A 26,513-nucleotide genomic window follows, 5' to 3' on the forward strand; every position below is an offset into this window, starting at 1 on the left:
TTTCTGTATATATAAACGCGGCAGTTTAAAAAAAATAAAAGATTTTTGATAAAAAATTGGCAATTTTGTAAAAAAATAAAAAAGTATGGGGTCAGAGCCAATTGGTAAAATGATACATCACGCAGGGTGCGCTGAGTACACAGAGTTATGGGAGGGATAGCAAAATTTGGGATCAGAGCCTTAATTCCTAATCTCCGTGTTCTCTGCGATCTCTGCGTGAAATATAATGATACATCACGCAGAGTGCGCAAAGTTATTGGAGAAATTTGATTTAGGGGTCAGAGCCTCAACTAAACCACAAAAACCCATACCTATTTACTTATCAGGGATAAAAGCCTAAACACTCTCCATCTCTGCGAACCCTGCGCTCTCTGCGTGAAATAAAATAATGAATCACGCTGAGGACGCAGGGTTCACAAAGTGATTGAGGGTCAGAGCCTATACAACAGACCTTATGTAATAAAATTATTCTTGAATCTCGTAAAATCCACGATATTATATATACACAAAAGAAAGCTAATGAGGCTATACTATGAAAGTCAAATTTTGGGGAGTTAGAGGCTCAATACCAACTACCCTGAGTTCTTTAACTATACGTGATAAAATAAAGCAAGCTCTCAAACTTGCAACTCCAAAAGACATTGCAAACGATGAATCTATTGATACATTCTTAGATTCACTGCCAACATCAATAGTGGGGACTTATGGAGGCAATACAACAACTCTTGAAATCAGAACTGCTTCTGACGATTTAATCATTATTGACTGTGGCACTGGTTTAAAACATCTTGGCAACGAACTATTACAAGGTGATTTTGGCAAAGGCAAAGGATTTGCCACTATTTTACTTACCCACACACACTGGGATCATATACAAGGCATACCATTCTTTGCACCTTTCTACATAAAAGGAAACCGTTTTAATATATATTCCCCCTATGATGACATCAAAGAACGTATTGAATACCAGCAGGTTTTTACTCACTTCCCAATTAACCTTGAGTACATGCTTGCTCAAAAAGAATTTTTTATTATACCAAAAGAAGGTGAAATATATATAAACGATGTCAAAATTAAGAACAAACGTATGCGTCATCCTGGAGGTTCGTTTGGTTTTAGGTTTGAAGAAAATGGAAAGTCTTTTGTATTCACTAGTGATTGCGAATTTAATATAGATGAAATTGATAAAATCGATTCATATAAAGATTTTTTTGAAAATGCTGATGTATGTGTTTTTGATACCCAGTACACCTTTGAAGAATCAATAAATAAAGTTGATTGGGGGCATTCATCAGCTTCTATCGCAATTGATATTGCTGCAATGTTCAATATCAAACGATTGATACTATTTCACCATGAACCAGATTACAATGATAATAAATTAGATGCAGTTTTATCAAATGCAAAACTCTATCTTGGAATAAATCCAGCGCGCAGGAGCAAACTTACTATTGATATTGCTCGTGAAGGAATGGAAATAGAAATATAGTTAATCAGCATTTTGCAAGCGCTCAATATCACTCAACTTGCCAATAACAACCATAACCGAATGTTCGGTTACAACATCATCAGCAGTTGGTGCTATTTTAATCTGAGCATTTTTTTCACTTACATCGTTATAATTCCCATTAGTATAATACTTAAGCCCTATAACCTGGCATCCATAACGAGTACTTAATTTCAGGTCTTTCAAAGATTTATTTATGAAACTTGCTGGTGGCTTAACTTCAAGTATACCGTACTCTTCAGTAAGGGGAAGATAGTCCATAGCATTTTTTAACGCCAGCTTACTTGCAAGGCGAATTGCCATATCTCGTTCAGGGAATACAACAGTATCAACACCAATGAGCGTTAGAATCTTGCCATGATCTTCGGAGATAGCTCTCACAATAATTTTTTGCATGCCAATTTCTTTTAAATATAATGCTATCAATATACTTGCCGCCATATCCTGTCCAATACTGATAACAGCACCGTCAAAATCACTTATGGCAAGCGACTCAAGCACCTCCCTATCTGATGCATCTCCTATTATAGCATGGCTAATAAAATCTTTTGCTCTCTGGACAAGTTCTTTATCAATATCCATGCCAAGCACTTCACAGCCATTTTCTTCAAGTGCTTTGGCTATATTAAACCCAAAGTTACCCAACCCAATAACAAAATATTTTTTCATACGCTATCCTATCATTATATGATCTTCAGCATAACGAATATTAATAGTTTTTCTTCGTAAAGTCAATGCTGATATTAATGTCAACGGTCCTAACCTACCTGTATACATAACAATACACAAAATTATTCTTTCAATTGGCAATGTTTTTGGAGTTATTCCCATGGATAATCCTACAGTACCAAATGCTGATGTCACTTCAAAAAATGACTGCAAAAATTCACCTGTTGGTAAAGTTGGGAGAGCTACAAGGATAAATGTGGCAAAAAATATAAACAAACCTGAAACTACAACAAGAGTAATAGCTCTTTCTACATTGTCAAATGCCAATGCTCTTTCCCAAACTATAATCTGCCGCAAACCTTTTAGCCGTGAAGTTAAAAACAACCACAATATTGCAAATGTACTAGTTTTTACACCACCAGCAATTGAACCTGGTGAACCACCAATGAACATAAGAAATATCAATACCAGGCAGGTAGCCTCGCGCAATCCTCCAATATCCACTGTATTAAAACCTGCAGTACGTGCAGTAACTGATTGAAAAAAAGATGCTAACAATTTTTCCTTAAAGCTCATATTTTGCAAAATGCCATTGAATTCAAGCACAAAAAAAAGAACCATACCACCAGCTATCAACAAAACCGTTGTAAAAAGCACAATACGTGTATGCAACGTTAACGTCTTCCACATTTTATTTATGTTAAGGCTTCTTGAAGTAAACAGTTCGCTCATTACTAAAAAACCAATGCCACCCAAAATAATATCAACAGCAATACTTATTACAACAATGCTATTGCTATTATAATCCATAAGGTTATTGCTGAATGTTGAAAATCCTGCATTACAGAAGGCAGAAATTGAATGAAACACTGAATGCCACACAGCATCAGGCAAAGGGAATGTTTTAATAAATTGTGTAAAAAGGATGATTGCAACTATCGATTCAATAGTAAATGTATAAATAACAATTCTTCCAAGAATATTCCTTATGGGAAGCTTTGATACTTCGCTGTACATATTTTGGAGTGTAAAACGCCATTTAATGGAAACACTTCCACCCATGAGCGATAGCAAGGCAACTGAAAATGTCATAATTCCCAGTCCACCTAACTGTATCAGCAGTATAATTACAACCTGTCCAATAAATGTAAAATCCTTTGCTGTATCAAGAACTACTAGGCCGGTAACGCATACAGCAGAGGTTGAGGTAAATAACGCATCAATGAAAGTAATAGTTTTGTTAGTGCAGATTGGGAGGCAGAGTAAAAAGGCTCCAGCAAAAATTAATACAATAAAGCTCAAAAGGACCTTATCAATAGGCGAAAGATATTCCTGTGGCTTTTTCATATACTTATAAAATAGGGTATACACTGTATACCCTTCTTTTTTGGGCGCTAGAGGATTTGAACCTCTGACCCTCTGCTTGTAAGGCAGATGCTCTCCCAGCTGAGCTAAGCGCCCCCTTTATCTTTGCTCAATATCAGTGAGCTTGCTTGATTTAAAATCTATTACATAGCGAGAAGGTATTGTAATCTCTCGCTGCGCAATAGGAGAATATACCTTCCTTTCTGATTGCTTGATTCTTGAAAAAACACCAAAACCTTTAATAGTTACCTTTTCCCCTTTTTGAACTGATGCTACAATTTCATCAACAAATCCATCAACTATCAGTTGCACTACTTCACGGGGAATACCAAATTTAAGATGTAATCGTGTTATGATTTCATGTTTGGTCAAAAAATACTCCTGCCTGCACGATTATAACGCAGCATTAACCTTCTTTGCCAAACGGGATTTCTTACGTGCAGCTGTTTTCCAATGAATTATTCCTTTGCGTGCTGCAGTATCTATTTTCTTCACAAATTCTTTGAACAAAGCAGGCACAGCTTCTTTTGACTGACTTTCTAATTGTTTACGCACCTTCTTTTCAGCAGTTCTGATAGATGATTTGACCTGCGAATTTCGCTGTCTTCGCTTTTGGTTCTGCCTGTTCCTTTTTTCCGCTGATTTTATGTTAGCCAATGTTGTACCCTCGTTACTATATGATTATTGATATAATTGCACTTTTTTAAGGATTTAATGAAATGGATATAAACAAATTCTATCACAATGTGTCAAGAATTTAATAAATTTTTTTATAAAAATAATACTATTTATAATGTATACCCAAGTTTATTGCATCAGACTACGGAATAAATTCTTATAATAATAATAGACTGTTAGCGAATAAATTTTACCTTTATTTTCAGCTATGGCAATAATTTTTGTATCATCCTTGGTAAAGGTACAGGTTGTGGTTGCACCTTCACTTTGTTTTTGGGGATATCCATATTTTTTTTCTAATTGGGCGATAGCTCCTGTAATAGAATCCATGGAGGGTTTTTGCAGATAATCAGTGACAACATATAATTTGTTATCGATAAACATGAAATCTCTTGTAATTTCGCCCGTAACCCTGACAATACTAACTTTTGTTTTATAATTTTCATCAATAGCAAGTATATAGTTAAGTAATTTGTTGGAATATCCCTGCAGTTGGCTAAGTGAATATTTTTTAAAAGGTGCTTTTTGAACATAGAGCTTTATAACATCGTTTTCATTTACTTCCCACTTCTGCACGTCAATACCAACATACGCCCATACCTGCGCTACCATACACGCAATGCTTAGCATTATCATCATGCTTACTGTTCGTTTCATAAACGATTACCTGCTCCAATCCAACGATTATTATTAAATATCATCCAATTGATAATTAATGTCAAACATTTTTCTTGTTCACACCTTTTATCACGCGTGAGGGATACGAAGGGTGCCTTTTGGCAGCCACGGGCGCGCTGCAGCTATTATGTAAACACATTGCGCCCGTGGCCGAAGGCTTTAAGCCGAAGCCCGTAGTAGCCCGACCCCGTTAGGGGGCACGCCCTGAAAAAATTAATAAATAGATGTTTACAATTATCAATGATGGAGCGTTTTTTGGGATAGCATGTGAAGCTGGTACTGGTCACCACGCTTCAATTTGTGGCGAAAATTGGTGGATTCATCGGCAATTATTTTTTTAATGTATCGTATATTCCTGTTTATTGCCACCATATACAGATTGCTGTGAATGCCATAGTGTGTATCAAAATGGTAAAGACAATATTGCTGTACATTGAGCAGCGTGCTTTTCATGCGTTTAACTGTCATTACATAAAAATCAACGGTCTTACGGATTATATCATATTCGGTAGCATATCCAGGGATGCCTGCTTCCTTGAATTCATAATATAAAAAGAGCAGTTTTTCCAGATACTCCCTATCGGACATCTGACCTAAAAGGTCAGCGGTACCCATCATTGCTCCAGCCAGTGTATGTTCCTTTGAAACAAATTCCATGGTTTCAAATTTTGCTGAAAGGCCTGTTGATTGTATACATAAAGAAATAATAGGGATAAATTGTTCATCAATACCCAATGTTTTATAATGTTTCTTTAAAAAATCAACACTTCGTTGAACATGGACTGCAGTATATTTTGCTCCAGTTCCTTCGGTATCCCAATCTTCTTGAATATAGCCAACATCATGAAGGAGCGATGCCAAAATTAATGAATATGCCATATCCTGTGCAAGGATTTTTCGCTTTATATTATATCCATCAAGTATCCGTATTGCAGCAACGGTAGCATCGACAGTATGTTGAAAATCATGGTATTGCGTATTACACTTTTGATATCCTGGGAATTTGCCTTCAAATAAATTCTGTATGTGAAAAAAACATGAGGAGATTTTTTCAAAACCTATATAATATTTTGAATAAATTTTTCTGATTTCTTCAAGGGTTTTTACATGGTCATGAGTATTAAGCAATTTTGACAGCTGAAGTTGCTGCATACTTTCCTCCAATGTGAGAATATTTATATTATCTTTTAATTTATAAAAAAATGCAAAATTTTTTCTTTTTGTATGATTAAAAAAATTTATATAGTCAAGACAAATACACAAAATTCAAGTTTCTACCTTTATCGCCTCTTCTGTGCGAAAAAAAATCATTATTATTCTGAAATGTACATAAATTTGATATAAATATATGCAAATCAGGAATGCCACACTGCAAGGCTGAATCTTTAATATGTTGCCACATATTTAAGTACAGTCTCCCGTCTCTTTTAATGACATACCCATCAAATTGAGAGGCAACATCCTGTCCAATTTCATACGATTGAGGTCCAATTGAAGGTAGTATTAGAACATATAATGACTCCGGGCGTGAACCTTTTTTAATCATTAACTGAATGCCTTCCCTTGTAATATTCTGCGCACAACCCCTCCATCCTGAATGCAGCGCTGCAACTACTCCATTTTCAGCATCAAACAATATTACTGGCACACAATCTGCTGTGCGTATAACAAGGCAAACACCATGTACCATAGTTAAAAATCCATCAGCCTTTGCTACAAATGGTTCATCTATACGGGGATGCTGATATATTTCAACAATATCACAGCCATGCACCTGATCAAGCATGACGATATGTTCTGGCAAAATCCCGGTAGCTTTATATATAAGCATCTTTTCATTGCTTCGTATTTCAACCATAGTGCTGTTATAATCAACCCTATTGGCAGCCTTTGCAATGATACCTGCCTGTAATCCACACAATCCATAAATTCTATAAATGTGTTGTGAGTCCTTAACAAGATTTATCATAGATACGTTCACAATGATATTGGATATTGTTTTCTTTTTCTATACCCTACTATTTTTTTATACCCTGCTTTTTTTATAAGACTCAATGCCTCACTGAAATTATATGCCACTTCCTCAGGTGCATGAGCATCTGAACCCAATGTGATTGGGACATTGTATTCATACATCTTCTGGATTATATCAAAGGAAGGGTACACTTCATTAACAGGTTTTCGCCATCCTGAAGTATTTATCTCAATGGCTGTTTTTTGCCTAGCAGCAAGTTGCAATATTGGATCTATGTGTTTACTCATATCAGCTGTTGCCCTATAGCCAAACTTTTTTACCAGGTCAAAATGCCCAACAATATCAAACAACCCTGTAGCAACCATATCATACACAATACGATAATAATCTTGATATACCTTATTTATATCCCGCCTGGTATATTCTTCAATAAAGGATGGGTGGTCAAATGGCCAGTCGCCAATAAAGTGGCATGAGCCCACAATGTAATCTATTCGCCTGTCATGTAAAAAGCGCGTTTCAAACGTAGGATGCAATGGATAATCCACTTCAAAGCCAATCTTTACTGCCACTGGATATTTATCACATAATTTATATAACATCAAAACATATTCTTCAGCTTCTTCCGGCTCCATAGTGATGTTTTGTCTAAGTAGCAGGGGCAGTGGTGCATGGTCTGAAAAACCAATTTCATATAAATCTGCTTCTATTGCTTTTTCAATATAGTCTTGCGGTGTACCTGAAGCATGGTCGCACAGGTAAGTATGTACATGATAATCAACCATTGATATTAATATCCATGACGTTTATAAAAGAACGATATCTCATCCAATGCAGTCTGCAGTTTTGATGTTGTATCACATCGCAATAAAAACTTGTCAACTTTATCTGAATAAGAAGCTTCTATAAGCGATAGCATATACCACAACGGTGGAATGAGATATGGATCATTTTCATTATTTTGAGTGGTAATGACTTTTGACTGTAATAAATGAGCCAATGGTGTAAATTCAGCAAACTGAGCAAACCGTGACGTTTTTAATGAATAAAAGTGTGGCTGATGGAGATAGATAACCAGAATCTTTTTTTTATGGAGATATAAAGCCATAAGCTCAACATTGCCAAGCACTACATGACGTGGACGTATAACAATCTTTGCAACATTCTCCAGATCGCTTACAAATGGATACAACGACAGTAAAAATCTGAAATAGTCAGGTGATTTGAGTAATACCTTATGATGATTATATTGAATTCTAGGATAAATAATTTCCACAGCAACATGCTGCTTTTTGTATATATCTTTTAGATATAATGAATCAAATCGGTTTGCCAAAAGATTGTCAATATCAGTAGTAATATCATTATCGATATCACTGATTTCCATCTGCATATTATCAAATATTGGTGGCCTGTATTCATGTGATTCATATATATCAAACATAAAAACACCTAATACTCAACCATAGTACGTGATGACAATAAAAAGCACATCAAATATTCTTCAAGCGTTTTTTTGGGGCCCTGTAACCTGGAACGAGCCCTAAACCTAGAATTGATTTTTCGGTCCCTGAACGATCTGTACAACTCTCTGGGATCCTGTCCCTGATACTCCGGGATATGTGTTTTTTGCAAAATTGATGGCAATTCTTCCCTACACACAGTCATTTTATTATGTTTTTCAAGATAATCTCTTACAAAAACTATCTCCTCATAACTTAGATCAAAAATAAACTCTTCAACAGCATATACCTCATCTTCAGTTATTGTATCACGCTGCAAATAATCAAGCCATAATGGTGATGTATGTTCGGAAAGCATGCACAATTCGGCAAAACCCATCATAGTACCAAAGTTTGGAATAAGACGTTCCCGTGCTTTCCACAAATTTAGTAGTATTGGTGCAAATTCAGCTACTCCATAATCAAGCCTGTGCTCCCATGTGCGTGCCAAAAGATATGCTGCATTGTGGCGTATATTCTGAGACAGAGCATCATCCTCTATTATCGAAGTGTAAACTTCTTCAGCTGTCAACATAAATACATTGGATGCAATACAGGAAAGTAGCATATCAAGGAATGAAACATATTCTTGTTTATCACGTATAATATACCACAGCATTATAAAAAAATTGATCTTTGCAATGGTAAATGCACGCCCTAAGATTGCTTTAGTAGGTATATGCAAAATCATATCCGGTATAGATTTTGAACATAACTTGTCAAGTAAGCTTTCCATAGTTCTTTTCTGATTACTCAGCCGCTGAGGATCCAGCAAAGAAGGATACATGGATATGGAGGCAACTAAACTGCGCAACGCTTCCGTATGTTTTTCTATAAGAGTATACTCTGAATAATACTTATCCTTAATTGCATTCTTTAATTGTGCAACGAGATCTTCTTCTTCTTTTGTAAATATGATGATGTCCTCAGTGCTCACGCAAACCACCCTCACCTATAATTAAATCCTTTTACAAAATTTTGTCAATATTTAATTTTTTTTAATTGTCTATAATTGCAAAGTACCTTTACTGTGATAAAGGTAATACACTACTTACAAAGACATACATTGTTATACATTAGATATAATGTTACCTTGAAACATTGTTTGTGTGAATAGTTCACCAAAGCCAACCCTATAAATAAAAAAGACGATCCCTTACGGAACCGTCAATATCATTAGCGGATTATGTTGGAAGGTAACTACTCACTGAGTAGCATCACTATTTATAATACAAAAACAGAAACAAAGAGTCAAATAAAAATTTAAAAAATTTTAGAAAGAAGTACCATGATATCATCTTTTATAAGCATAAAAAACACTATAAAGAGAATAAATGGCGACACAAATTTAATCATGAATGCCCATAGTTCTTTAAGCGAAATAATCCGTGTATCCGGGTCAAGTTCATGAATGGTATTTTCCAGTCCATATTTCCACCCCAAACAAATAGCAATAAAAAACCCTCCAATTGGAAGCATGTAATTTGATGTTAATTTATCCATAAAATCAAAAAACGTATTGTTGAGTATTGTAAATTCGCGCAAAGTTCCAAATGATAGAGCTGAAGGTATTCCTAATAAGGTGATTATGCTGCCCATAATAAGAACAGCTTTATTTCGGCTCCATCCTTTTTCATCGGTAATATATGCAACAACAACTTCAAGCAAAGAAATTCCTGAAGTAAGTGCAGCAATGAAAAGAAGTACAAAAAACAAAAATTCAAAAAACTGACCCAGAGGCATACGGGCAAACACTGCTGGAATTACATGAAATATAAGCCCTGGACCTTCTTGGGGCGATAGCGACATCGCAAATACTGAAGGAAAAATTGCAAGCCCTGCAAGGATTGCAACTAATGTATCAAGCACCACTATCCACAATGCTGAATGCAAGATTTTATCTTTTCGCGAAAGATAGCTTCCGTAAGTAATCATTGCACCCATACCTAAGCTTAAACTAAAAAAAGACTGCCCCAACGCCGAAAGTACAGAATCTATTGTTATCTTTGAAAAATCGGGATTTAAAAAGAAAATAATTCCTTCAAGACTCCCTTCCATTGTTATGCCACGAACAATGAGTACAATTAAAATCAAAAACAACATGGGCATCAGAATTTTGCTCCACTTTTCAATACCATTTTTTATACCTTTTATAACAATATACATGCATGAAAGCATAAACAATACATGATACAATATTGAAAGATACGGATTGGCAACATACTCCTTAAACACCACTGCTGCCTGGGAAGTTTCAGTAACAGTAGACATGGATCCAGTTATACTTTTTACTATATACCCTATTGTCCATCCACCAACAACACTGCAGAAAGACAAGATAAAAAATCCCGATAGTACCCCTAAATACCCAACAAATTCCCATGTTGTACCACCCGCTATTTGCTTAAATGCACCAACAGGGTCTTTTTCTGTATGGCGCCCTATTACAAGTTCGGCAATCATTATTGGCAAACCCAATATAAGTACTGAGACCAGATATACAAACACGAAAGCTGCTCCTCCATTTGCACCTGTAACATATGGAAATTTCCATACATTACCCAACCCAATTGCAGAACCAGCCGCAGCCAGCACAAATCCAATTTTTGAGCCCCAGTGTTCCCTATTTGCCATTAGTGTTCCCTCCTAAATGAAATAAACTACTTTGCACATTCTTATGTTATCTTCATGTATTCACTTAGAATAAAAGTAATTATCGAACAAAAAAAACTCATACGCTACACTTATGACCTGTAAACAAACAATATCAACCTTATCCAACGATGTATAGTAAAAATCTACTATTGTAACTTTTGTAACTTTTTAAATACTGTAACTACAGGCAAAATAGATTGCTATATGATTAATATTGCAATATTTTTTTTAAATTCTAAAATTTGCAATAACTAACAAGCACTATCCTTTTATTCCAATAGTTCTTGACACTATCTATACACAGCTTTATGTATGAATTGTCTTAAAATTGATATATACTTTGCATTATTAGCATTGAGGGAATATGATAATTTTTTTAGGATTACTATTTATATTATTTATGACCGCTTCTGTTTTCAGTATACTATCGGTCCACAGGGATATTCCCGCATATATTTTTATTACCAAATTATCCATGGCAATTATACTGATTGTACTACTAATAGGTGGTTTTATTATCGCAGATAGATTTATTAATAATTTTAATTATTTTCATATTTCATTATTCTTTTATTTAATAATTATTTTTTTAACTGTCTTAATACTTTACATGGCGTTTTCTAAATGGAAAAACGATTTCAGGTCCATAAGTGCAATACTTGTGCCTATTACTACAATTTTATATACGTTTTCATTGTTCTTTTATACCTCACCACGATATATGATAGTTGATCCCGGTCATAACTTCATGATTTTTCATATAATACTTGCATTACTGGGAGAGGTGCTATTCTTTATAGGGTTTGCTTCATCCATTCTTTATATAATTGTATCTTGGCAACTACAAAAAAAATCCTCTTTGCAATATGTCAATCGATTGCCAAGCCTTACTGTATTAAGCAATTTAACAGCCTTTTCACTGTCTCGTTCATTGTTCTTCTTCAGTGCTGGAATTATTTTTGGCATTATCATGGTTGTTCAATTTTATGGTACCATTTCATTTGGCACACCAAAAGAAATATTAATGTATGTAGCATGGGGGGTACTTTTTATATTGTGGATTTTGAGCAAATCACACCTTACAAGCAATTATTATCTCAGTATTATTACTATAGTATCATTTGTTGTTTTACTGACTGTTTTTATTGCTGGCAATGTTATCATTACCACCGGATTTCACAGCTTCAGGTAACTTTCCGTGAAAGAATATGTACCACACATTGGCATGGTAGGCATGAGCCATAAAACGGCTCCGGTTGAAACACGTGAGTGTTTTGCGTTTGATCCTAACGCACTGGATTTGTTTGTACAAAACGCAAAAGATGCTAATATTCTTGAAATGGTATACATTGCAACCTGCAACAGAATGGAATTGTACTATGTTTCTTCAAATATTGAAGAAGCAACTCAATCAGTATTACGGCTTTTAGAGCAATTTGCCGGATTAACCCGTGAACATTTTGAACCAGTATTATATAAAAAATATCACAAGGAAGCAGTACGGCACCTGTTATGCGTTGCCTCATCGCTTGATTCAATGGTTGTTGGCGAAAATGAAATTGTTGGTCAAGTCAAGGAGTGGTACAGGTGGGCAACACAACATAATGCAACAGGTACTATCTTAAATAAGCTATTTCACCAGGCATTCAGAACTGCAAAACGTGTGCGCACCCAAACTGAGATTGCTCGCAATCCTTTATCTATTGCATTTATTGCCGTGGAACTTGCAAAGAAAATATTTGAAGATCTTTCCAAACAATCTGTCCTTTTAATTGGTGCCGGTGAGATGGCTGAACTTATCTTGAAATACTTAACAAAATTTAAGATTGGATCTATAACACTGGCTAACCGTTCATTACATAATGCTCAACGAATTGCCAATGAAATAAACCGTGATGCGACCATAATTACACTTTCAGAAATTATTGAAACTATCCCCACTGTTGATATAATAATAACCTCAACAGGGGCTCATCACTTTATGTTGACAAAAGAGATGATACAGGAAGCAGTAAAAAAACGTACACAGCCACTTTTTCTTATTGATATTGCCGTTCCACGGAATATTGAACCTGCAGCAGGCGCAATACACGATGTATTTCTTTATAACATTGATGATTTAAAATCCATCGCTGATGAAAATCTAAAAAGTCGCCTCAACGAAACTAAACTAGCTCTTGAAATGATAGATGCCGATACTGAAGAATTCATGAACTGGTACGATAGCCTGCAGATAGTACCATTAATTACAAAAATACAACAAACCTTTGAAACTATCCGGAATGAAGAGCTCAAAAAATACCGACGCCGTAAACTCAAGCATTTAGATGATAGCGATTTTGAAATCATCGAAGAGCTCACTCGACAGATTATGACAAAGACACTTCATATACCTATTTCGTATATTAAAGAGCTTGGAACTAACTATCACACAAAAGAAGCAAGGGAAAAAGCAAAGCTATTGCGGGAGATTTTTAAATTATGAATGGCCTTCGCCTTATATTCTGGGAGCTCACAAAGCGCTGTAACCTGCGCTGTGCACACTGCAGAGCTGAAAGCTTTGACAAAGAATACATCAATGAACTGACAACTGAACAAATTTGTTCAGTCATTGATACTATTGCCAGTAACTATCGCCCCATTATAGTGTTAACCGGTGGTGAGCCATTATACCGTAAGGATTTATTTGATATTGCACGCTATATACATTTCAAAGGGTTACCGATAGCACTTGCAACCAATGGCACACTTATAGACAATACTATTGCACAACAAATCAAAGACGCTGGATTCCAGCGTGTAAGTATTTCCATTGATGGCCCTGATGCACATACCCACGATTCTTTTAGAGGAATACCTGGTTCATTTGATAGTGCGCTTAAAGGCGCACAGTTTTTATTTAAAGCGGGTGTTCCATTTCAATTCAATACAACCATCACAAAGCGAAATGTTGCCACTATTGATGCGATATTGCAACTTGCCAAAGCCACACATGCTGCTGCGCTGCATGTGTTTATGCTGGTGCCGGTTGGTTGCGGCGTTGAAATTGCTGATACTGATATGCTTTCAAAAGAACAGTACGAAGAGGTGCTGCGCTCCCTTTACTATAAAACCAAAGAAGCAGGTATTGAATTTAAAGCAACCTGTGCACCACACTACTATCGCATCATACGCCAGGAGGCAAAAAAAGAAGGCAGGCAACTTACCTTTGAAACTGATGGGCTTGCAGCAGTGACACGCGGGTGCCTTGCAGGAAGTGGAGTATGCTTTATTTCGCACAGAGGCGATGTGCAGCCCTGCGGATATTTACCGATAGTAGCAGGCAATGTATTGCAGACATCATTCAATCAAATCTGGGAAGCCTCCGAGCTTTTTGCCAATTTGCGCAACCTCAATCATTTAAAAGGTAAATGCGGCATATGTGAATATAAACCATTTTGCGCAGGATGCCGTGCACGTGCCTACTATGAAACCGGTGACTATATGGACGAAGAACCTTACTGTATGTATCAGCCAAAGAGGATGTCCAATGTGTGATGAGAAGAAACTGTTAAAAACAATACAGATTGAGGTACCACTTACTCAAAGGCCTTTTAACACAATTGCGCACATGTTAGGCACTTCCGAAGATGAAATACTTTCAACACTTACACGATTAAAAGAACAAAATGTATTGCGAAGCATTGCAGGTATTTTTAACGCAAAACTATTGGGCTATCAGTCAAATCTGGTGGCGTTTGCAGTACCTGAAAAGTCAATTGAGCAGGCAGTACGTGTGATTAATCCTTTACCAGGAGTAAGCCACAACTACCTGCGCGAAGGCGAGTACAACATCTGGTTTACGTTAGCGTTGCCACAAGAAGCTGATTTTGTTGCATTCGTTGAACGATGTGCCACACAGGCAGGTGCAACAAAATTTAATATTTTCAAAGCGGACAAAATGATAAAATTATCTGCACGATTCACTGAAGATGACTCCATAAATACAAGCGATATTCAGTTCAATATAAAAACAGGTGAATCCATAGAAATAAATGAAACAGTAAAAAAAACAATACAGGTGTTACAGCATGACCTTCCACTTGTTTCTGAACCTTTCAGGGCGATAGTAAATGAGAGAAAGATCCCTATTACAGTAGAAGAGGTTCTTGCAACAGGAACACGCTTGCGTGATGCCGGCGTGATGCGCTCATACCGTGCAGTGGTGCGACATCATACATTAGGCTACGTTGCTAATGCAATGACCGTGTGGAAAGATAATGGCAATGCAGAGCACATTCTGCAGGAGTTTTCAAAAGAGCACGCTATTTCACACCTTTATATACGCAGTTCATTGCCTCATCCATGGGAATATCCAATATTTGCAATGGTTCATGCAAAAAGTGAAGAAGAATTGGCTGATATCATTAAAAGGCTTCATGCAATAGCAGAAACTGATTACAGGAGCTATCGCTCATTAAAAGAATTTAAGAAGGAACGGGTAAAATATTTTGAGGATTATACGTCATCCTGATAAATATTATGTATATGTCATTATGAGCAGTAATTTCATCTCATCCTGAGCCAAAGGCAAAGTATTGTGTTGTTCCATTACGAGATTCTTCAGCACTTCGTGCTTCAGAATGACATTGTGAAATTCTATTGTTGATGGAGAATATACAATGATTGATATAGGCAAACTGTACTGCGCAGGCTCTTCTACGGGTGATGGGCTACGCTACGGCACAGAAGCAACTGCAGATGCCCACGGCAACAGGCCACACACACGCGTGGAACTTGCTAGCCAGCGCCGTCCAATTGTGGTGTGGAATGTGACGCGCACCTGCAATTTAAACTGTGTACACTGCTACACTGATTCGCACAACCGCAAATACGATGAGCTAACAACAGAGCAAGGTTTAAAGCTTATCGATGATTTAGCTGCGTTTAGTATCCCTTCACTGCTTTTTTCTGGTGGAGAGCCATTAATGCGCAAAGATCTTTTTACACTTATTGAACGGGCGGCTGATAAAAATATACGCCCTGTGCTTTCTACCAACGGGACACTAATTGACAGGGACAAGGCACGCGCAATGAAAGATGCAGGCATAGTATATGTGGGCATTAGCCTTGATGGTATGGAGGATGTAAATGACAGATTTCGCGGCGTTGATGGCGCATTTAAAAAAGCAATGAAGGGGTTTGAACACTGCATAGCAGTAGGACAGAGAGTTGGACTGCGACTGACATTAACACGACGCAACTTTGAAGACCTACACCGTATCTTTGATTTTATTGAAAAAGAGGGAATTAACCGCGCATGTTTTTATCATCTAGTGTACTCGGGTCGTGGGGGTAACCTTTTTGCTGATGATTTAACATACTCCCAGCAGCGGAAAGCACAGGACATCATCATTGAACGTACCAATGACTTTTTTACCCGCGGACTTGACATTAATATTTTAACTGTGGATAATCATGTTGATGGAGTGTATTTGTATTTAAAGCTTTTGCAAAAAGATGAAAAAAAAGCACACAAAGTAAAAGAACTGTTAACATGGAATGGCGGAGGTGCATATTCAACAGGTGTGGGAATAGCTAACATTGATTTTGTGGGAAACGTGCACCCCGATCAGTTTTGGCAGGATTATACATTTGGCAATGTGTTAGAGCGCTCATTTGCTGATATATGGATGGATGAATCAGACCCGCTTATGAAAGGGTTAAAACATAAATCCCACTATATCAAAGGGCGCTGCAGGCTGTGTCAGTATAAATCAATGTGTAATGGTTCAATGCGAGTGCGCGCATACCGAGTGTTTGGCGATCCGTGGGCACCAGATCCACAGTGCTACCTTACCGACGAGGAAATTGGACTTACAAAAGAAAAAATTGATGAATTAAAACAAAGTGGCGAGTATTTTGAAATGCCGTCCGAATTAAAAAACTAGGATATGCTATGCTGTATCCAATAATGTATAACATAAAGGGAAAACGTGTTGTTGTTATAGGCGGTGGTCAGGTTGCATTACGCAAGGTAAAAGATCTGACAAGCGCAGGCGCACACGTTGTGGTGATAGCTCCTTACATTCATCATGAGCTAGAAGAATTTGCAGCCACACACACTTCGGTCACTATTGAAAAACGCTCATACCAGTACGGAGATTGCAAAGGTGCTACGTTAGTTTTTTCTGCAACAAATAATAAAGAGATAAACCGGAAAGTTTTTGATGAAGCTTTAGCATTGAACATTCCCATAAACGCTGTTGATGATCCTGACAATTCATCATTTTATGTACCATCGTTTTTTACGCGCGGTTTGCTTCTTGTTGCTGTTTCCACTGGTGGTGCTTCTCCGGCTATGGCAGCTAAAGTAAGAAGGCTGATTGAGCAAAGCATCCCACAGGATATTGAAATAGTGCTTGATGTAATGAATGAAATAAGACGAATCTTAAAACAAGATTTTGCACATCTTGAAGTGACAAAACGAAGTGATATTCTGAAAGCGATAGCTAATGATGACACACTTGTAGAACAGGCCAAAGAAGCATATAAAAAAAATACCCTGCGTGAATTTTTGAATAAAATGATCAATAAATAATGCTTGATTTTATTTTTTGGAATATACATATTAATCTGCATTGAAGGGCTTACCACAGCAATTGTGTACTATGAGGTAGTAAATATATGAATATTACACAAGAGATAAAAGACAAAGTGCTCATTATATCAATTGAAGGGGAATTAATATCGCCTCAAGCTCTAGATACTGATAAAAAGATAATTTCTATAATTGAAAAAGAAAAAAAAGAGCGAGTAATCCTCAATCTTTCAAAGGTTGATTTTATTGATTCTACAGGCCTAGGTATACTTGTTTCAATACGATTGTATTGTAAAAAAAACAAGATCATGTTTGCAACTGTAGGTGTAAATGAAAAGATAAAGCGAACATTTACAGTAACCGAAATGACTTCATTTTTAAATATACACGATTCATTAGATAAGCTTTTGTAAATTATATATTTTACCAAAAATAGCATTACAGTGTAATCAATTCAGGTGCCTGCTGCCATGGCTTATGCTGTCTCCATGACTCAATCCACGAAGGGGGCATTACAAGTGATAATGATGATATATCAGCAATATATTCAAACAAAGAACTTCGTTCAATGATAACATTACTTGAAAGAACCGGAAATGATGCATAAAATTCATCCCTAATCAGGGGCAACACAATGTCACTGTCATTCATGATGCTGCCACCAAGAGAAATATATTCTGTATCAAACAGCGCATTCAATGATGCAAGGCCTCTTGCCAAATTACGGGCTGCGTTGTGTATAATTTCTATGGCCTTACTATCCCCTTTTCTATAGTTGTCAAAAACTTCTTTTGCAGAAGAAACGCCGTACTGGCGGGCAATTGCAGTACCACTTGCAATTGATTCCAGATCACCAAAATTGCCACATCCGCACTGTGGGCCATTTTGGGCAACATAGATATGTCCAAAATGAGGTGCATTGCTGTTTTTGCCTCTTATCAGTTTACCATCAACATAGGCTCCTGCTCCAATGCCAGTACTCCAGGTAACGTATACCAGATTATCATATAGCCTTCCAGTCCCAAAGAGCTTTTCGGCAACTACTGCTGCCACACAGTCATTTTCAATAATACAATTAGGATATAAATCTGTTAAGAATTCTTCAATAGGGATTGATTTCCAGTTATTAGGAAGCCGGCCGCTATCGGTTAAACCACCACAAAGATTTGGTGCTACTATTTCTTTAAACGAACCTTTCAGCTGAAAAGGACTGCATGTGGCTACCCCAACTGACATAATTTCATCATATTGAATACTAGCATACTCCGCAGCCAATTGAACAAGTTTAAAAACTTGTTTTGGAATGGCAAGCGGATCCCCTGCCAGCTGCGTATGTTGATACACACGGGCTCGTATGCCTGCTGCATCTGCCACTGTTACAATTATCTTTGTTCCACCAATATCTACACCAGCAATATAGTCACGCATTGTAATTAGCCTTACCTTTTACAGATATGGTGGTTGCAAAAATGCCACCACGTGGAGCCCATTTAATCTCTACCTTGAGCCATACAGGTTTTACTGCATCAAATAAATCCTGCGCAATAACATCAGTGACAAATTCCTGCCAGATTGACTTATTGCGCCATGCACTTAAATAATTACGAACGGATTTACTTTCAAGAAGTAGTTTTTTTGGCTGATAGGTTATAATGAGAGTACCCTGATCATGCCTTCCTGAAATGGGGCATACACTCTGAAATTCAGGGTATTCCCATTGTACCAGAGGGAGATGGCCCTGTGCAGGTATGGTATCAAAGGCATACCCTTCAACTTTTTCAATGTGTGCATCTTTTGCTTTTGAATAATCTGTCATAATCAAACCTTCACTTTATTCAGTAAACATGTACGAAATTACTACAACATACACACTTTATCAATTAATTTTTTTTTAGCATTGCTCTTTCTCTGCTCAATTCCAACCATCAGGGAGTAATACAGTTTTTTGACACTTTAGAATAATAAAATACTTTTATTTTACTATTATAATTGCATGAATTTATTATAATATTATCTTGACTTTTAGCAATCATTTTTACATTGTACCTGGCAAAATTGATGATGAACGATAATATCCATTAAATGAGATTTCCTATGGATACAAGTTGGAATAGCAATACACATTTGATAACACGATAATTCTATTTATGGAGTACTACTATGCCTGGTAAAAATATTATTCGTTGTGCTGCTGTAACAATAGTTATACTGTTTTCAACAGCTCTGTTTGCTCAGGATTCTGTTGATCAGACATCACAACCACAAAGTGCAACAACTACTTCAATAGTTACCGATAGTAACTGGCCAACAATTCCAACCCTGGCAATGTTTGTTGCTGTACCCACCATTACATTAATTTATGGTATGGAAACATGGGACTGGGGAGAACAAAATGAATGGCGATGGGCACATGAAGGTTTTTTTGGCCAGAATACAGATTCCGGCGGAGCTGATAAAATAGGCCACGGGTGGGCGCATTATTTGGCATTTAGAGTTTTTCATAATTATTATGATTGGTCAGAAAAAGGCAAAAGCACTAAATGGATTTATTCAATTTCTACAGCTACATTTTTAGGTGTTTTTATTGAAGTTGGCGATGCGTTTACCGGCAAATATGGATTTTCGTACGAAGATGTTGTTGCAGATATGGCTGGTATAGGCCTTGGAATACTCCTTGAATATTCCCCTACTCTGGATTCTCTTATTGGCTTCAGCTGGCAATACTGGCCAACGGAAAGCTATTTTGACCGATGGGGTAAAAATCCTTTACATATGACCAGTGATTACAGTGGGGCAAAATATGTTTTTAATTTCAGATTAGCAGGCCTACAAAATTTAGGTATAAAAATCCCAACCTTTATGCGTTATATACAGTTTGATATAGGCTATTTCACTCGGAATTATGTTCGATGGGATAACACAACTGCTGAACCTTATAGAAGCATGTATTACGGAATATCACTAAATTTTATGGAAGTAGTAAAAGACTTCTTTGAAAACCCTGAGAGCAAACCAAGCAAAATTTTGCAACAACCATTTAAATACTACCATATTCCAGCAGGATACTTTGTAGAAGATAAAATATAATTTTATAAAATTATTTATAGTAGATGAATAAGACCGCTTTGCTCCTTAAAATGGATACGACAACAAAGCGGTTTTTTATATTAATAATACCACCATGTCAGCAAATTTTGCCGTCACTATCTTTTATAATAATTTTTAGTCTAACCAGAAAAATATTGCTTATAAATGTTTTCGTAATGCTTTTGGTGGTGGCCCCCAGTAAAATTTTAAGCAATGTATCCCATTTTCTCTGTAAAAATCAAATGTGTATGACCTGTTAACATAATAACTGGGGATATTATCAGGATAGTTATCGGTATTTATTTTTTGCAACTGTTGCTTGAAATATAAAAAAAATTCATCAATTATATTATCCACACAGAAAGCAATAATATTGGCTAATGACATTTTCCATAGCTTCTTAACATCAAGCAAGAACTCATATTCCGACTGATACAACATTAGATGAACTCTGCGCCATGGATTTCCTGTGTTGCGCTTACGGTATGCAATTCGTGTAAATGCAACATATTTTCTCTTTTCTTTTTTGGCTGCATACATAACCATATATGCTATAAACGTACGTAACGGAAGCGATATTTGTTTAGAATATTCTTCAATAATGGCCAGCTGTTGTAACGATATGCATGTAGTAGTTTCGAAATACATGGTTTCCTCCCAAAGATTATTTATATACAACCATTTTTTATTAATATCCAATACATATAAATGAAATAAAATAATTTTCTGTCAATAACAAGTTTAAATTTATAACTTTGGACTCATTTTTTACTTTTATTCAATATCTTGATTGACATAAAGTTTTACTTTATTCTATTATTACTCATAAATAATTTTATTGTAATAATACATTTAGTTGTTTTTGCCGTAAACGCCAATCACTACATTACACAAATTTTATGTTTCAAGGAGATACTATATGCAGGAAATTATTGGAACAAGTAACAAGGTCATTGAAGTTGACTTAACTTCACAATCCTACCGCGAAATCCCAATATCCGAGAAAGACCTAGAATTATATCTTGGCGGCAAAGGATTGGGTTTAAAACTTTTTTACGATAGGGTGCCAGCAGGGATTGACCCTCTTTCTGCGGAAAACGAATTCATTGTCATGACAGGTGTATATTTGGGTACCGGTGCACCATGTGCTGGACGTTTTGCAGCTGTCACAAAATCGCCATTAACAGGCCTTATGGGAACTGGCTCTTGTGGAGGACCTTTTGGCATGGCATTAAAAACATCTGGATGGGATGGGCTTATTGTCAAGGGTAAAGCAAAGGCACCAGTGTATATTGTCATAAGTTCAAAAGGCGTTGAATTCAAAGATGCAAAAAAGCTCTGGGGAAAAGACACGCAGACTGTTCAAAAGGCTCTTGAAAATGAAGGCAGTGGTGCACTTGTCATTGGTCAGGCTGGTGAAAACAAAGTGCTCTATGCCAACATTTGTTCTGGACATAGGTTTTTGGGCCGTTGTGGCATGGGTGCAGTATTGGGCTCAAAAAATTTGAAAGCGATAGTTGCTAAAGGAAATGAATTCAAAATTTTGCCAAAAAATCCCAAAAAGTTTGATAAAGCGCGCAAAAAAACCCTTAAATTTATAAACCGAAATCCAATTACCTCGGTATCATACCGCCAGTTTGGGACAAATGCAAATGTGAATCTCAACAATGCTGGAGGATTATTGCCAGTTCGAAATTTTACCGGCGGTTCGCATGGAGAAGCACATAAACTATCTGGTGAAGAGATGGCTGAACGCTTCGATACTAAATTTTCTACATGTAAGCCATGCGCTATTCTGTGCGGTCACAAAGGAAACATTGATGGTGAAATCAAGCAGATACCAGAATACGAAACTATCGGAACATTTGGATCTAATTTAGAGATATTTGACCCTGTTGCTGTCAGCCATTTTAACGAACTATGTACAAAATACGGCCTTGATACAATATCAACTGCCGTCACAATTGCCTGGGCAATGGAAGCTACTGAAAAAGGATTAATCAAAACTGATCTTAGATTTGGATCACCAGAAAATGTGGCAAAAACAATAACCGATATAGCTTTTAGAAGAGGATTGGGAAATGATCTTGCCAACGGCACCAGGAAACTATCGCAAAAATATGGCGGAGCAGATTTTGCAATTCAGGTTAAGGGGCTGGAAATGGCTGCCTATGATCCGCGAGGTGCATGGGGACAGGCATTAAGCTATGCAGTAGCAAATCGTGGCGCCTGCCACCTTTCCACTGCAAGCTTTGCCGTAGAAGTATATCTCAATATGCATGATCCTTTCTCACTTAAAGGCAAAGGTTCCATGATAGCATTTTTAGAAGATGTTACCTGTGCTATTAATTCCATGCATATATGCCAGTTCACTGCATTTGCAGTAGAACTTGAGCCATTTGTAGTGAAATATACACCAACATTTCTGCTTAATCCAATGGTAACCTATCTTAATCCAATTGCAACAAAGTTTATGGATGTGAGCCTATGGCCAGAAATGTGGTCAGGTATTACCGGTAAACCAATGGGAATGTTTAAGTGGATAAAAGCAGGAAGAAGAATCCATGTGCTTGAACGTTATATGAATACCCGAGAAGGCATTTCACGAAAAGATGACACCCTGCCGCAGCGATTTTTAACCGAAGGTAGAAACTGCGATCCAAAGCAGCGCACGGTACCATTGGATGAATTGCTGGACAGCTATTACAAAGCACGTGGTTTTGACAGCAATGGCATACCAAAAGATCGAACGTTAAAGCGATTAAAAATTGAAAAAAAATAATGAGGTGACACCATGATTTCATATAATTTCACTTTTTTAAGTCATCCAAAAATTTGCTCAGGACTTAAAGCGCTTGAGCATATCCCATTTGAATTAGAATCACTCAACGCCCGCAAACCTCTTGTAATCACATCACCACGCTGGGCTAAAAAAGGATTGGATAAAACATTAGTGAAAGCATTATACGATAGCAACATAACTATAGGTGCACTCTTTACCAATGCCCCTCACTATCCAAGTTTGACTATAATCAATGAGCTATCCAAACTATATAGAGATAGAGGCTGCGATTCAATCATTGCACTTGGTTCAGGTGGTATCACTCAAATAGCAAAAGCTGTGAATATGGTTGTATCACTGAAAGCTGATATTTTACAATGCACTGAAATTACCATATCATCACCCCTTAAGCCTTTGATATGTGTTCCTACTGCAGATTGCGAAGGCGGTGAAATGGCATCTGTTGCATATTATGAGCGTTTTGAAAAGCAATCTGATTTCCTCTATCCTGATGTCATTGTTATTGATTCACGAATTACCCGCCACGCAACTAAGGAAGAAGTAGCCAACTGTGCGCTCACATCACTTGCACACGCAATTGAAGCATGCGGCATTGAAACACCAAACCCCATTAACGACGCATACGCACACACTGCCCTACAATTTATTTATCAATACCTTCCAAAAGCTTTTAAAAGGACATGTAATAAGGATGCAAGTGTAGCCATTGTTAATGCAGCCGCTTGTGCTGATACTGCATTTTCAAATGCACCACAGGGAATTGTACATACACTAGCGCAGGCGATAGCTAGTGATACTAACCTTAAACCCGGAATTGTAATGGGTATACTTCTTCGCCATAGCCTTGCAGCCAAACTGCAAGCTAAAGGTGGAATTCGTCCAGAACTACTCCTTGCCCTTGCAGGAATTGATACCTACGCAAAAACTCCTGAAAAAGACAGGCAGAAAACTGCGTATGACTATCTCATTACATGTATCAATGTTACAAAAGAGTTTGTTCCTTCCACATTAAAAGAACTTAAAATTCCTCATTACAAACTCAAAGAATATGCCCTGCTTGCTTCTGCAAAGAATAGGCAGTTTAAAGAAAGTGCATATTTTGCATTACTGGAAAAATCCTGGGAAGGTAAATAAATTTATTCAAAGGAGCAATACTATGAACCTTTTAAATTATCCTGAAATTAAACCTAAAAAGAAATTCATTAAGCGCATATACATTGCTGTGATGCTGTGGGTAGTGGGCAGAGCCATTCAGGCTGCTGCAAAGGTTGATAAAGAGGTAAAGGAAGAATTTGAGAAATTAAAAGATAATTTTTTATTAAAAATGTGGATATGGCCACATGGTCCTGCAATGTATGTAGGTAAAACAAAAGATGGAAAAGTTAAATACTTAGGATGGAAAGACAAAGGTTACAAACCCACTTTAACTATGACTATAAAAAGTGTTGAGGCAGCAATGCTTCTGTTTACATTTCAGGAGGCGACAGCAATCGCAACAACTCGCAACAGATTAGTTGTAGATGGTGATTTACCCGATGCATGTGCTCTGGTAAGGATTTTGAATATCGTGGAAGTATACCTGCTTCCAAAAATTATTGCCAAGCTGGCTGTGAAACGATATCCAAAATGGTCGCAGATGAATCCTTTCCGAAAACATTTTGGTAGAATATTAATTTATGTTCGTGCATTTACATTCTAATAATTGAAACGAGGTGCAATTATGCAATTACCAGCATATTATGAATTCTGTAACAGAGTTAAAACAATAGTTGGCCACAAGGCCCTGGAACAAATACCACAAAGTTTAAAAGCAATCAATGCACAAAGACCAATGATAATTACTGATAAAGGTGTTGAACAAGCCGGATTAATAAAAATTGTACTGGCAGCAATGCAAAAATCAAAATTAAAAGCTACTGCACTGTTTGACAACGTTCCACCTGACTCAGATGTAAAAGTGGTCAATGAAGTTGCAAAAATTTACAGGTCTAAAAAATGCGACTCCATAATTGCAGTAGGTGGTGGTTCAGTACTTGATACCGCCAAAGGTGTTAATATCATTGTATCCGAAAATGCAGCAGATTTAATGCTATTTGCCGGTTATGGAAACGTTAAACGCAAGTTACGACCCCTTGTTGCTGTACCAACTACTGCAGGGACAGGCTCAGAGGTTACGTCAGTTGCTGTAATTGCCAATCATGAAAAGAATATCAAAATGGCATTTGGTTCCCTTTTTCTTTTGCCAGATATAGCAATTATTGACTCACGTATGACCAAAACACTGCCACCGGCAATTACCGCATTTACTGGAATGGATGCTCTCACCCACGCTGTGGAAGCATACTTCTGCTTAGCAAAAAATCCACTCAGCGACACCACCGCTTTAGCTGCTATTCAGCTAATAGCTCAGAATTTAGTCAATGTGGTTAAAAAGCCTTCAGATCTTGACGGCAGACTTGCACTGGCACTTGCTTCCAACCTGGCTGGAATGGCATTTTCCAATTCAATGGTTGGCATGGTTCATAACATAGGGCATGCTATTGGTGGTGTATGTGGTGTTCCACATGGCGTATGTATGAATATTCTCCTGCCCTATGGTCTTGAATATAATATGCATAAAGCTTCACAGTATATTGGTGAATTGTTGTATCCTCTTGCTGGTGAAGATGTGTATAATAAAACACCTAAGAAGGATAGGCCATTAAAGACAGTAGAATACATCCGTAAACTCATACAGGATTTACACGACGCAACTGATGGCAAACACCCTCGCTTCCTTAAAGAAGTATACGATAGAAATGGCAATCCGATGATTCCAAAAGAAAAACTTCCTGATATTGCTAAAACAGCCATGAGCGACCCTGCTCAATTCTATAATCCCGAGGACCTTGATTATAATGATTATATAATGGTCCTTGAGGCAGCATGGGAAGGAATTCCGCTTGACAGGAAGAAAATTAAAAAGGGTTAATGGTATAATTATGGGGCTGTCTACACAAGTTTCATTGAAGTAA

27 protein-coding genes and 1 tRNA gene are annotated in these 26,513 nt (G+C 37.0%); 13 read left to right on the top strand and 15 right to left on the bottom strand.

What is annotated here, in order from left to right; genetic code table 11:
* Positions 1–532 precede the first annotated feature (532 nt).
* Positions 533–1,489, top strand: coding sequence for an MBL fold metallo-hydrolase (locus N3F66_06380; GenBank protein ID MCX8123775.1), 957 nt, complete (start codon positions 533–535; stop codon positions 1,487–1,489).
* On the opposite strand, the gene N3F66_06385 is transcribed toward N3F66_06380, so the two are convergent.
* From N3F66_06385 to N3F66_06440, 12 genes are all read right to left on the bottom strand, one after another.
* Positions 1,490–2,176 (bottom strand): TrkA family potassium uptake protein, encoded by a 687-nt coding sequence (locus N3F66_06385; protein ID MCX8123776.1) that lies wholly within the window; start codon positions 2,174–2,176, stop codon positions 1,490–1,492.
* Between the two features lie 3 nt (positions 2,177–2,179).
* Entirely contained in the window at positions 2,180–3,547 is a 1,368-nt protein-coding gene (locus N3F66_06390) for a TrkH family potassium uptake protein (GenBank protein MCX8123777.1), read from the bottom strand.
* Between the two features lie 17 nt (positions 3,548–3,564).
* Positions 3,565–3,637: transfer RNA gene (locus N3F66_06395), tRNA-Val, on the bottom strand.
* 3 nt (positions 3,638–3,640) lie between these two features.
* Entirely contained in the window at positions 3,641–3,913 is a 273-nt protein-coding gene (locus N3F66_06400) for an HU family DNA-binding protein (protein ID MCX8123778.1), read from the bottom strand.
* A 21-nt stretch (positions 3,914–3,934) separates the two neighbouring features.
* Positions 3,935–4,198, bottom strand: coding sequence for a 30S ribosomal protein S20 (gene rpsT, locus N3F66_06405; GenBank protein MCX8123779.1), 264 nt, complete (start codon positions 4,196–4,198; stop codon positions 3,935–3,937).
* A gap of 150 nt (positions 4,199–4,348) precedes the next feature.
* The gene (locus N3F66_06410) at positions 4,349–4,876 is read right to left on the bottom strand and encodes a hypothetical protein (GenBank protein MCX8123780.1); all 528 of its coding nucleotides are present in this window, start codon (positions 4,874–4,876) and stop codon (positions 4,349–4,351) included.
* 258 nt (positions 4,877–5,134) lie between these two features.
* A complete protein-coding gene (locus tag N3F66_06415; protein ID MCX8123781.1) occupies positions 5,135–6,049 on the bottom strand; it encodes a hypothetical protein in 915 nt (304 codons plus the stop codon).
* Between the two features lie 94 nt (positions 6,050–6,143).
* On the bottom strand, positions 6,144–6,866 hold the full coding sequence (gene pgeF, locus N3F66_06420) for a peptidoglycan editing factor PgeF (GenBank protein MCX8123782.1): 723 nt from the start codon (positions 6,864–6,866) through the stop codon (positions 6,144–6,146).
* A gap of 8 nt (positions 6,867–6,874) precedes the next feature.
* The gene (locus tag N3F66_06425; protein ID MCX8123783.1) at positions 6,875–7,657 is read right to left on the bottom strand and encodes a histidinol-phosphatase HisJ family protein; all 783 of its coding nucleotides are present in this window, start codon (positions 7,655–7,657) and stop codon (positions 6,875–6,877) included.
* A 5-nt stretch (positions 7,658–7,662) separates the two neighbouring features.
* Complete coding sequence (locus N3F66_06430; GenBank protein ID MCX8123784.1) at positions 7,663–8,316, bottom strand: hypothetical protein; 654 nt, start codon at positions 8,314–8,316, stop codon at positions 7,663–7,665.
* Positions 8,317–8,324: 8 nt separating this feature from the next.
* A complete protein-coding gene (locus N3F66_06435; GenBank protein ID MCX8123785.1) occupies positions 8,325–9,311 on the bottom strand; it encodes a hypothetical protein in 987 nt (328 codons plus the stop codon).
* Between the two features lie 326 nt (positions 9,312–9,637).
* Positions 9,638–11,008 (bottom strand): sodium-dependent transporter, encoded by a 1,371-nt coding sequence (locus N3F66_06440; protein ID MCX8123786.1) that lies wholly within the window; start codon positions 11,006–11,008, stop codon positions 9,638–9,640.
* A gap of 385 nt (positions 11,009–11,393) precedes the next feature.
* On the opposite strand from N3F66_06440, the gene N3F66_06445 reads away from it, so the two are divergent.
* The 7 genes from N3F66_06445 (at position 11,394) to N3F66_06475 (ending at position 18,022) form a co-directional block, all read left to right on the top strand.
* Positions 11,394–12,221 (top strand): cytochrome c biogenesis protein, encoded by an 828-nt coding sequence (locus N3F66_06445; protein ID MCX8123787.1) that lies wholly within the window; start codon positions 11,394–11,396, stop codon positions 12,219–12,221.
* Between the two features lie 6 nt (positions 12,222–12,227).
* Positions 12,228–13,514, top strand: a complete 1,287-nt coding sequence (gene hemA / locus N3F66_06450; protein ID MCX8123788.1) for a glutamyl-tRNA reductase — start codon at positions 12,228–12,230, stop codon at positions 13,512–13,514.
* A complete protein-coding gene (locus tag N3F66_06455) occupies positions 13,511–14,566 on the top strand; it encodes a radical SAM protein (protein ID MCX8123789.1) in 1,056 nt (351 codons plus the stop codon). Before hemA ends, N3F66_06455 begins: the two co-directional genes overlap by 4 nt.
* Positions 14,559–15,542 (top strand): hypothetical protein, encoded by a 984-nt coding sequence (locus tag N3F66_06460; GenBank protein MCX8123790.1) that lies wholly within the window; start codon positions 14,559–14,561, stop codon positions 15,540–15,542. Before N3F66_06455 ends, N3F66_06460 begins: the two co-directional genes overlap by 8 nt.
* Before the next feature lie 148 nt (positions 15,543–15,690).
* Positions 15,691–16,959: a radical SAM protein gene (locus N3F66_06465; GenBank protein ID MCX8123791.1), complete on the top strand. Its 1,269-nt coding sequence runs from the start codon at positions 15,691–15,693 to the stop codon at positions 16,957–16,959.
* 8 nt (positions 16,960–16,967) lie between these two features.
* Positions 16,968–17,609 (top strand): bifunctional precorrin-2 dehydrogenase/sirohydrochlorin ferrochelatase, encoded by a 642-nt coding sequence (locus N3F66_06470; GenBank protein ID MCX8123792.1) that lies wholly within the window; start codon positions 16,968–16,970, stop codon positions 17,607–17,609.
* An 86-nt stretch (positions 17,610–17,695) separates the two neighbouring features.
* On the top strand, positions 17,696–18,022 hold the full coding sequence (locus tag N3F66_06475) for an STAS domain-containing protein (GenBank protein ID MCX8123793.1): 327 nt from the start codon (positions 17,696–17,698) through the stop codon (positions 18,020–18,022).
* A 25-nt stretch (positions 18,023–18,047) separates the two neighbouring features.
* Here the strand turns inward: N3F66_06475 and N3F66_06480 are convergent, their stop codons facing one another.
* Entirely contained in the window at positions 18,048–19,037 is a 990-nt protein-coding gene (locus tag N3F66_06480; protein MCX8123794.1) for an ROK family protein, read from the bottom strand.
* Positions 19,030–19,425: a preQ(1) synthase gene (queF, locus tag N3F66_06485; protein MCX8123795.1), complete on the bottom strand. Its 396-nt coding sequence runs from the start codon at positions 19,423–19,425 to the stop codon at positions 19,030–19,032. The genes N3F66_06480 and queF overlap by 8 nt, the downstream gene beginning before the upstream one ends.
* A 344-nt stretch (positions 19,426–19,769) precedes the next feature.
* On the opposite strand from queF, the gene N3F66_06490 reads away from it, so the two are divergent.
* Positions 19,770–20,696, top strand: coding sequence for a YfiM family protein (locus N3F66_06490; protein ID MCX8123796.1), 927 nt, complete (start codon positions 19,770–19,772; stop codon positions 20,694–20,696).
* Between the two features lie 159 nt (positions 20,697–20,855).
* Here the strand turns inward: N3F66_06490 and N3F66_06495 are convergent, their stop codons facing one another.
* On the bottom strand, positions 20,856–21,344 hold the full coding sequence (locus tag N3F66_06495; GenBank protein MCX8123797.1) for a hypothetical protein: 489 nt from the start codon (positions 21,342–21,344) through the stop codon (positions 20,856–20,858).
* A 271-nt stretch (positions 21,345–21,615) separates the two neighbouring features.
* On the opposite strand from N3F66_06495, the gene N3F66_06500 reads away from it, so the two are divergent.
* The 4 genes from N3F66_06500 to N3F66_06515 are packed head-to-tail and all read left to right on the top strand — an operon-like array spanning position 21,616 to position 26,470.
* A complete protein-coding gene (locus N3F66_06500; GenBank protein MCX8123798.1) occupies positions 21,616–23,478 on the top strand; it encodes an aldehyde ferredoxin oxidoreductase family protein in 1,863 nt (620 codons plus the stop codon).
* Positions 23,479–23,490: 12 nt separating this feature from the next.
* On the top strand, positions 23,491–24,633 hold the full coding sequence (locus N3F66_06505; protein MCX8123799.1) for an iron-containing alcohol dehydrogenase: 1,143 nt from the start codon (positions 23,491–23,493) through the stop codon (positions 24,631–24,633).
* 22 nt (positions 24,634–24,655) lie between these two features.
* Positions 24,656–25,198 (top strand): hypothetical protein, encoded by a 543-nt coding sequence (locus tag N3F66_06510; GenBank protein MCX8123800.1) that lies wholly within the window; start codon positions 24,656–24,658, stop codon positions 25,196–25,198.
* Positions 25,199–25,219: 21 nt separating this feature from the next.
* Positions 25,220–26,470, top strand: coding sequence for an iron-containing alcohol dehydrogenase (locus N3F66_06515; protein MCX8123801.1), 1,251 nt, complete (start codon positions 25,220–25,222; stop codon positions 26,468–26,470).
* Positions 26,471–26,513: the final 43 nt, after the last annotated feature.

The sequence above is a fragment of the Spirochaetota bacterium genome, assembly GCA_026414805.1.
GTDB lineage: Bacteria > Spirochaetota > UBA4802 > UBA4802 > UB4802 > UBA4802.

Bases quoted from the DNA above. Each gene is read 5' to 3' on its own strand.
- N3F66_06380 (MCX8123775.1), top strand. From the start codon at position 533: ATGAAAGTCAAATTTTGGGGAGTTAGAGGCTCAATACCAACTACCCTG.
- N3F66_06385 (MCX8123776.1), bottom strand. From the start codon at position 2,176: ATGAAAAAATATTTTGTTATTGGGTTGGGTAACTTTGGGTTTAATATA.
- N3F66_06410 (MCX8123780.1), bottom strand. From the start codon at position 4,876: ATGAAACGAACAGTAAGCATGATGATAATGCTAAGCATTGCGTGTATG.
- N3F66_06415 (MCX8123781.1), bottom strand. From the start codon at position 6,049: ATGCAGCAACTTCAGCTGTCAAAATTGCTTAATACTCATGACCATGTA.
- pgeF (MCX8123782.1), bottom strand. From the start codon at position 6,866: ATGATAAATCTTGTTAAGGACTCACAACACATTTATAGAATTTATGGA.
- N3F66_06425 (MCX8123783.1), bottom strand. From the start codon at position 7,657: ATGGTTGATTATCATGTACATACTTACCTGTGCGACCATGCTTCAGGT.
- N3F66_06430 (MCX8123784.1), bottom strand. From the start codon at position 8,316: ATGTTTGATATATATGAATCACATGAATACAGGCCACCAATATTTGAT.
- N3F66_06440 (MCX8123786.1), bottom strand. From the start codon at position 11,008: ATGGCAAATAGGGAACACTGGGGCTCAAAAATTGGATTTGTGCTGGCT.
- N3F66_06445 (MCX8123787.1), top strand. From the start codon at position 11,394: ATGATAATTTTTTTAGGATTACTATTTATATTATTTATGACCGCTTCT.
- N3F66_06455 (MCX8123789.1), top strand. From the start codon at position 13,511: ATGAATGGCCTTCGCCTTATATTCTGGGAGCTCACAAAGCGCTGTAAC.
- N3F66_06460 (MCX8123790.1), top strand. From the start codon at position 14,559: ATGTGTGATGAGAAGAAACTGTTAAAAACAATACAGATTGAGGTACCA.
- N3F66_06465 (MCX8123791.1), top strand. From the start codon at position 15,691: ATGATTGATATAGGCAAACTGTACTGCGCAGGCTCTTCTACGGGTGAT.
- N3F66_06470 (MCX8123792.1), top strand. From the start codon at position 16,968: ATGCTGTATCCAATAATGTATAACATAAAGGGAAAACGTGTTGTTGTT.
- N3F66_06475 (MCX8123793.1), top strand. From the start codon at position 17,696: ATGAATATTACACAAGAGATAAAAGACAAAGTGCTCATTATATCAATT.
- N3F66_06480 (MCX8123794.1), bottom strand. From the start codon at position 19,037: ATGCGTGACTATATTGCTGGTGTAGATATTGGTGGAACAAAGATAATT.
- queF (MCX8123795.1), bottom strand. From the start codon at position 19,425: ATGACAGATTATTCAAAAGCAAAAGATGCACACATTGAAAAAGTTGAA.
- N3F66_06490 (MCX8123796.1), top strand. From the start codon at position 19,770: ATGCCTGGTAAAAATATTATTCGTTGTGCTGCTGTAACAATAGTTATA.
- N3F66_06495 (MCX8123797.1), bottom strand. From the start codon at position 21,344: ATGTATTTCGAAACTACTACATGCATATCGTTACAACAGCTGGCCATT.
- N3F66_06500 (MCX8123798.1), top strand. From the start codon at position 21,616: ATGCAGGAAATTATTGGAACAAGTAACAAGGTCATTGAAGTTGACTTA.
- N3F66_06505 (MCX8123799.1), top strand. From the start codon at position 23,491: ATGATTTCATATAATTTCACTTTTTTAAGTCATCCAAAAATTTGCTCA.
- N3F66_06510 (MCX8123800.1), top strand. From the start codon at position 24,656: ATGAACCTTTTAAATTATCCTGAAATTAAACCTAAAAAGAAATTCATT.
- N3F66_06515 (MCX8123801.1), top strand. From the start codon at position 25,220: ATGCAATTACCAGCATATTATGAATTCTGTAACAGAGTTAAAACAATA.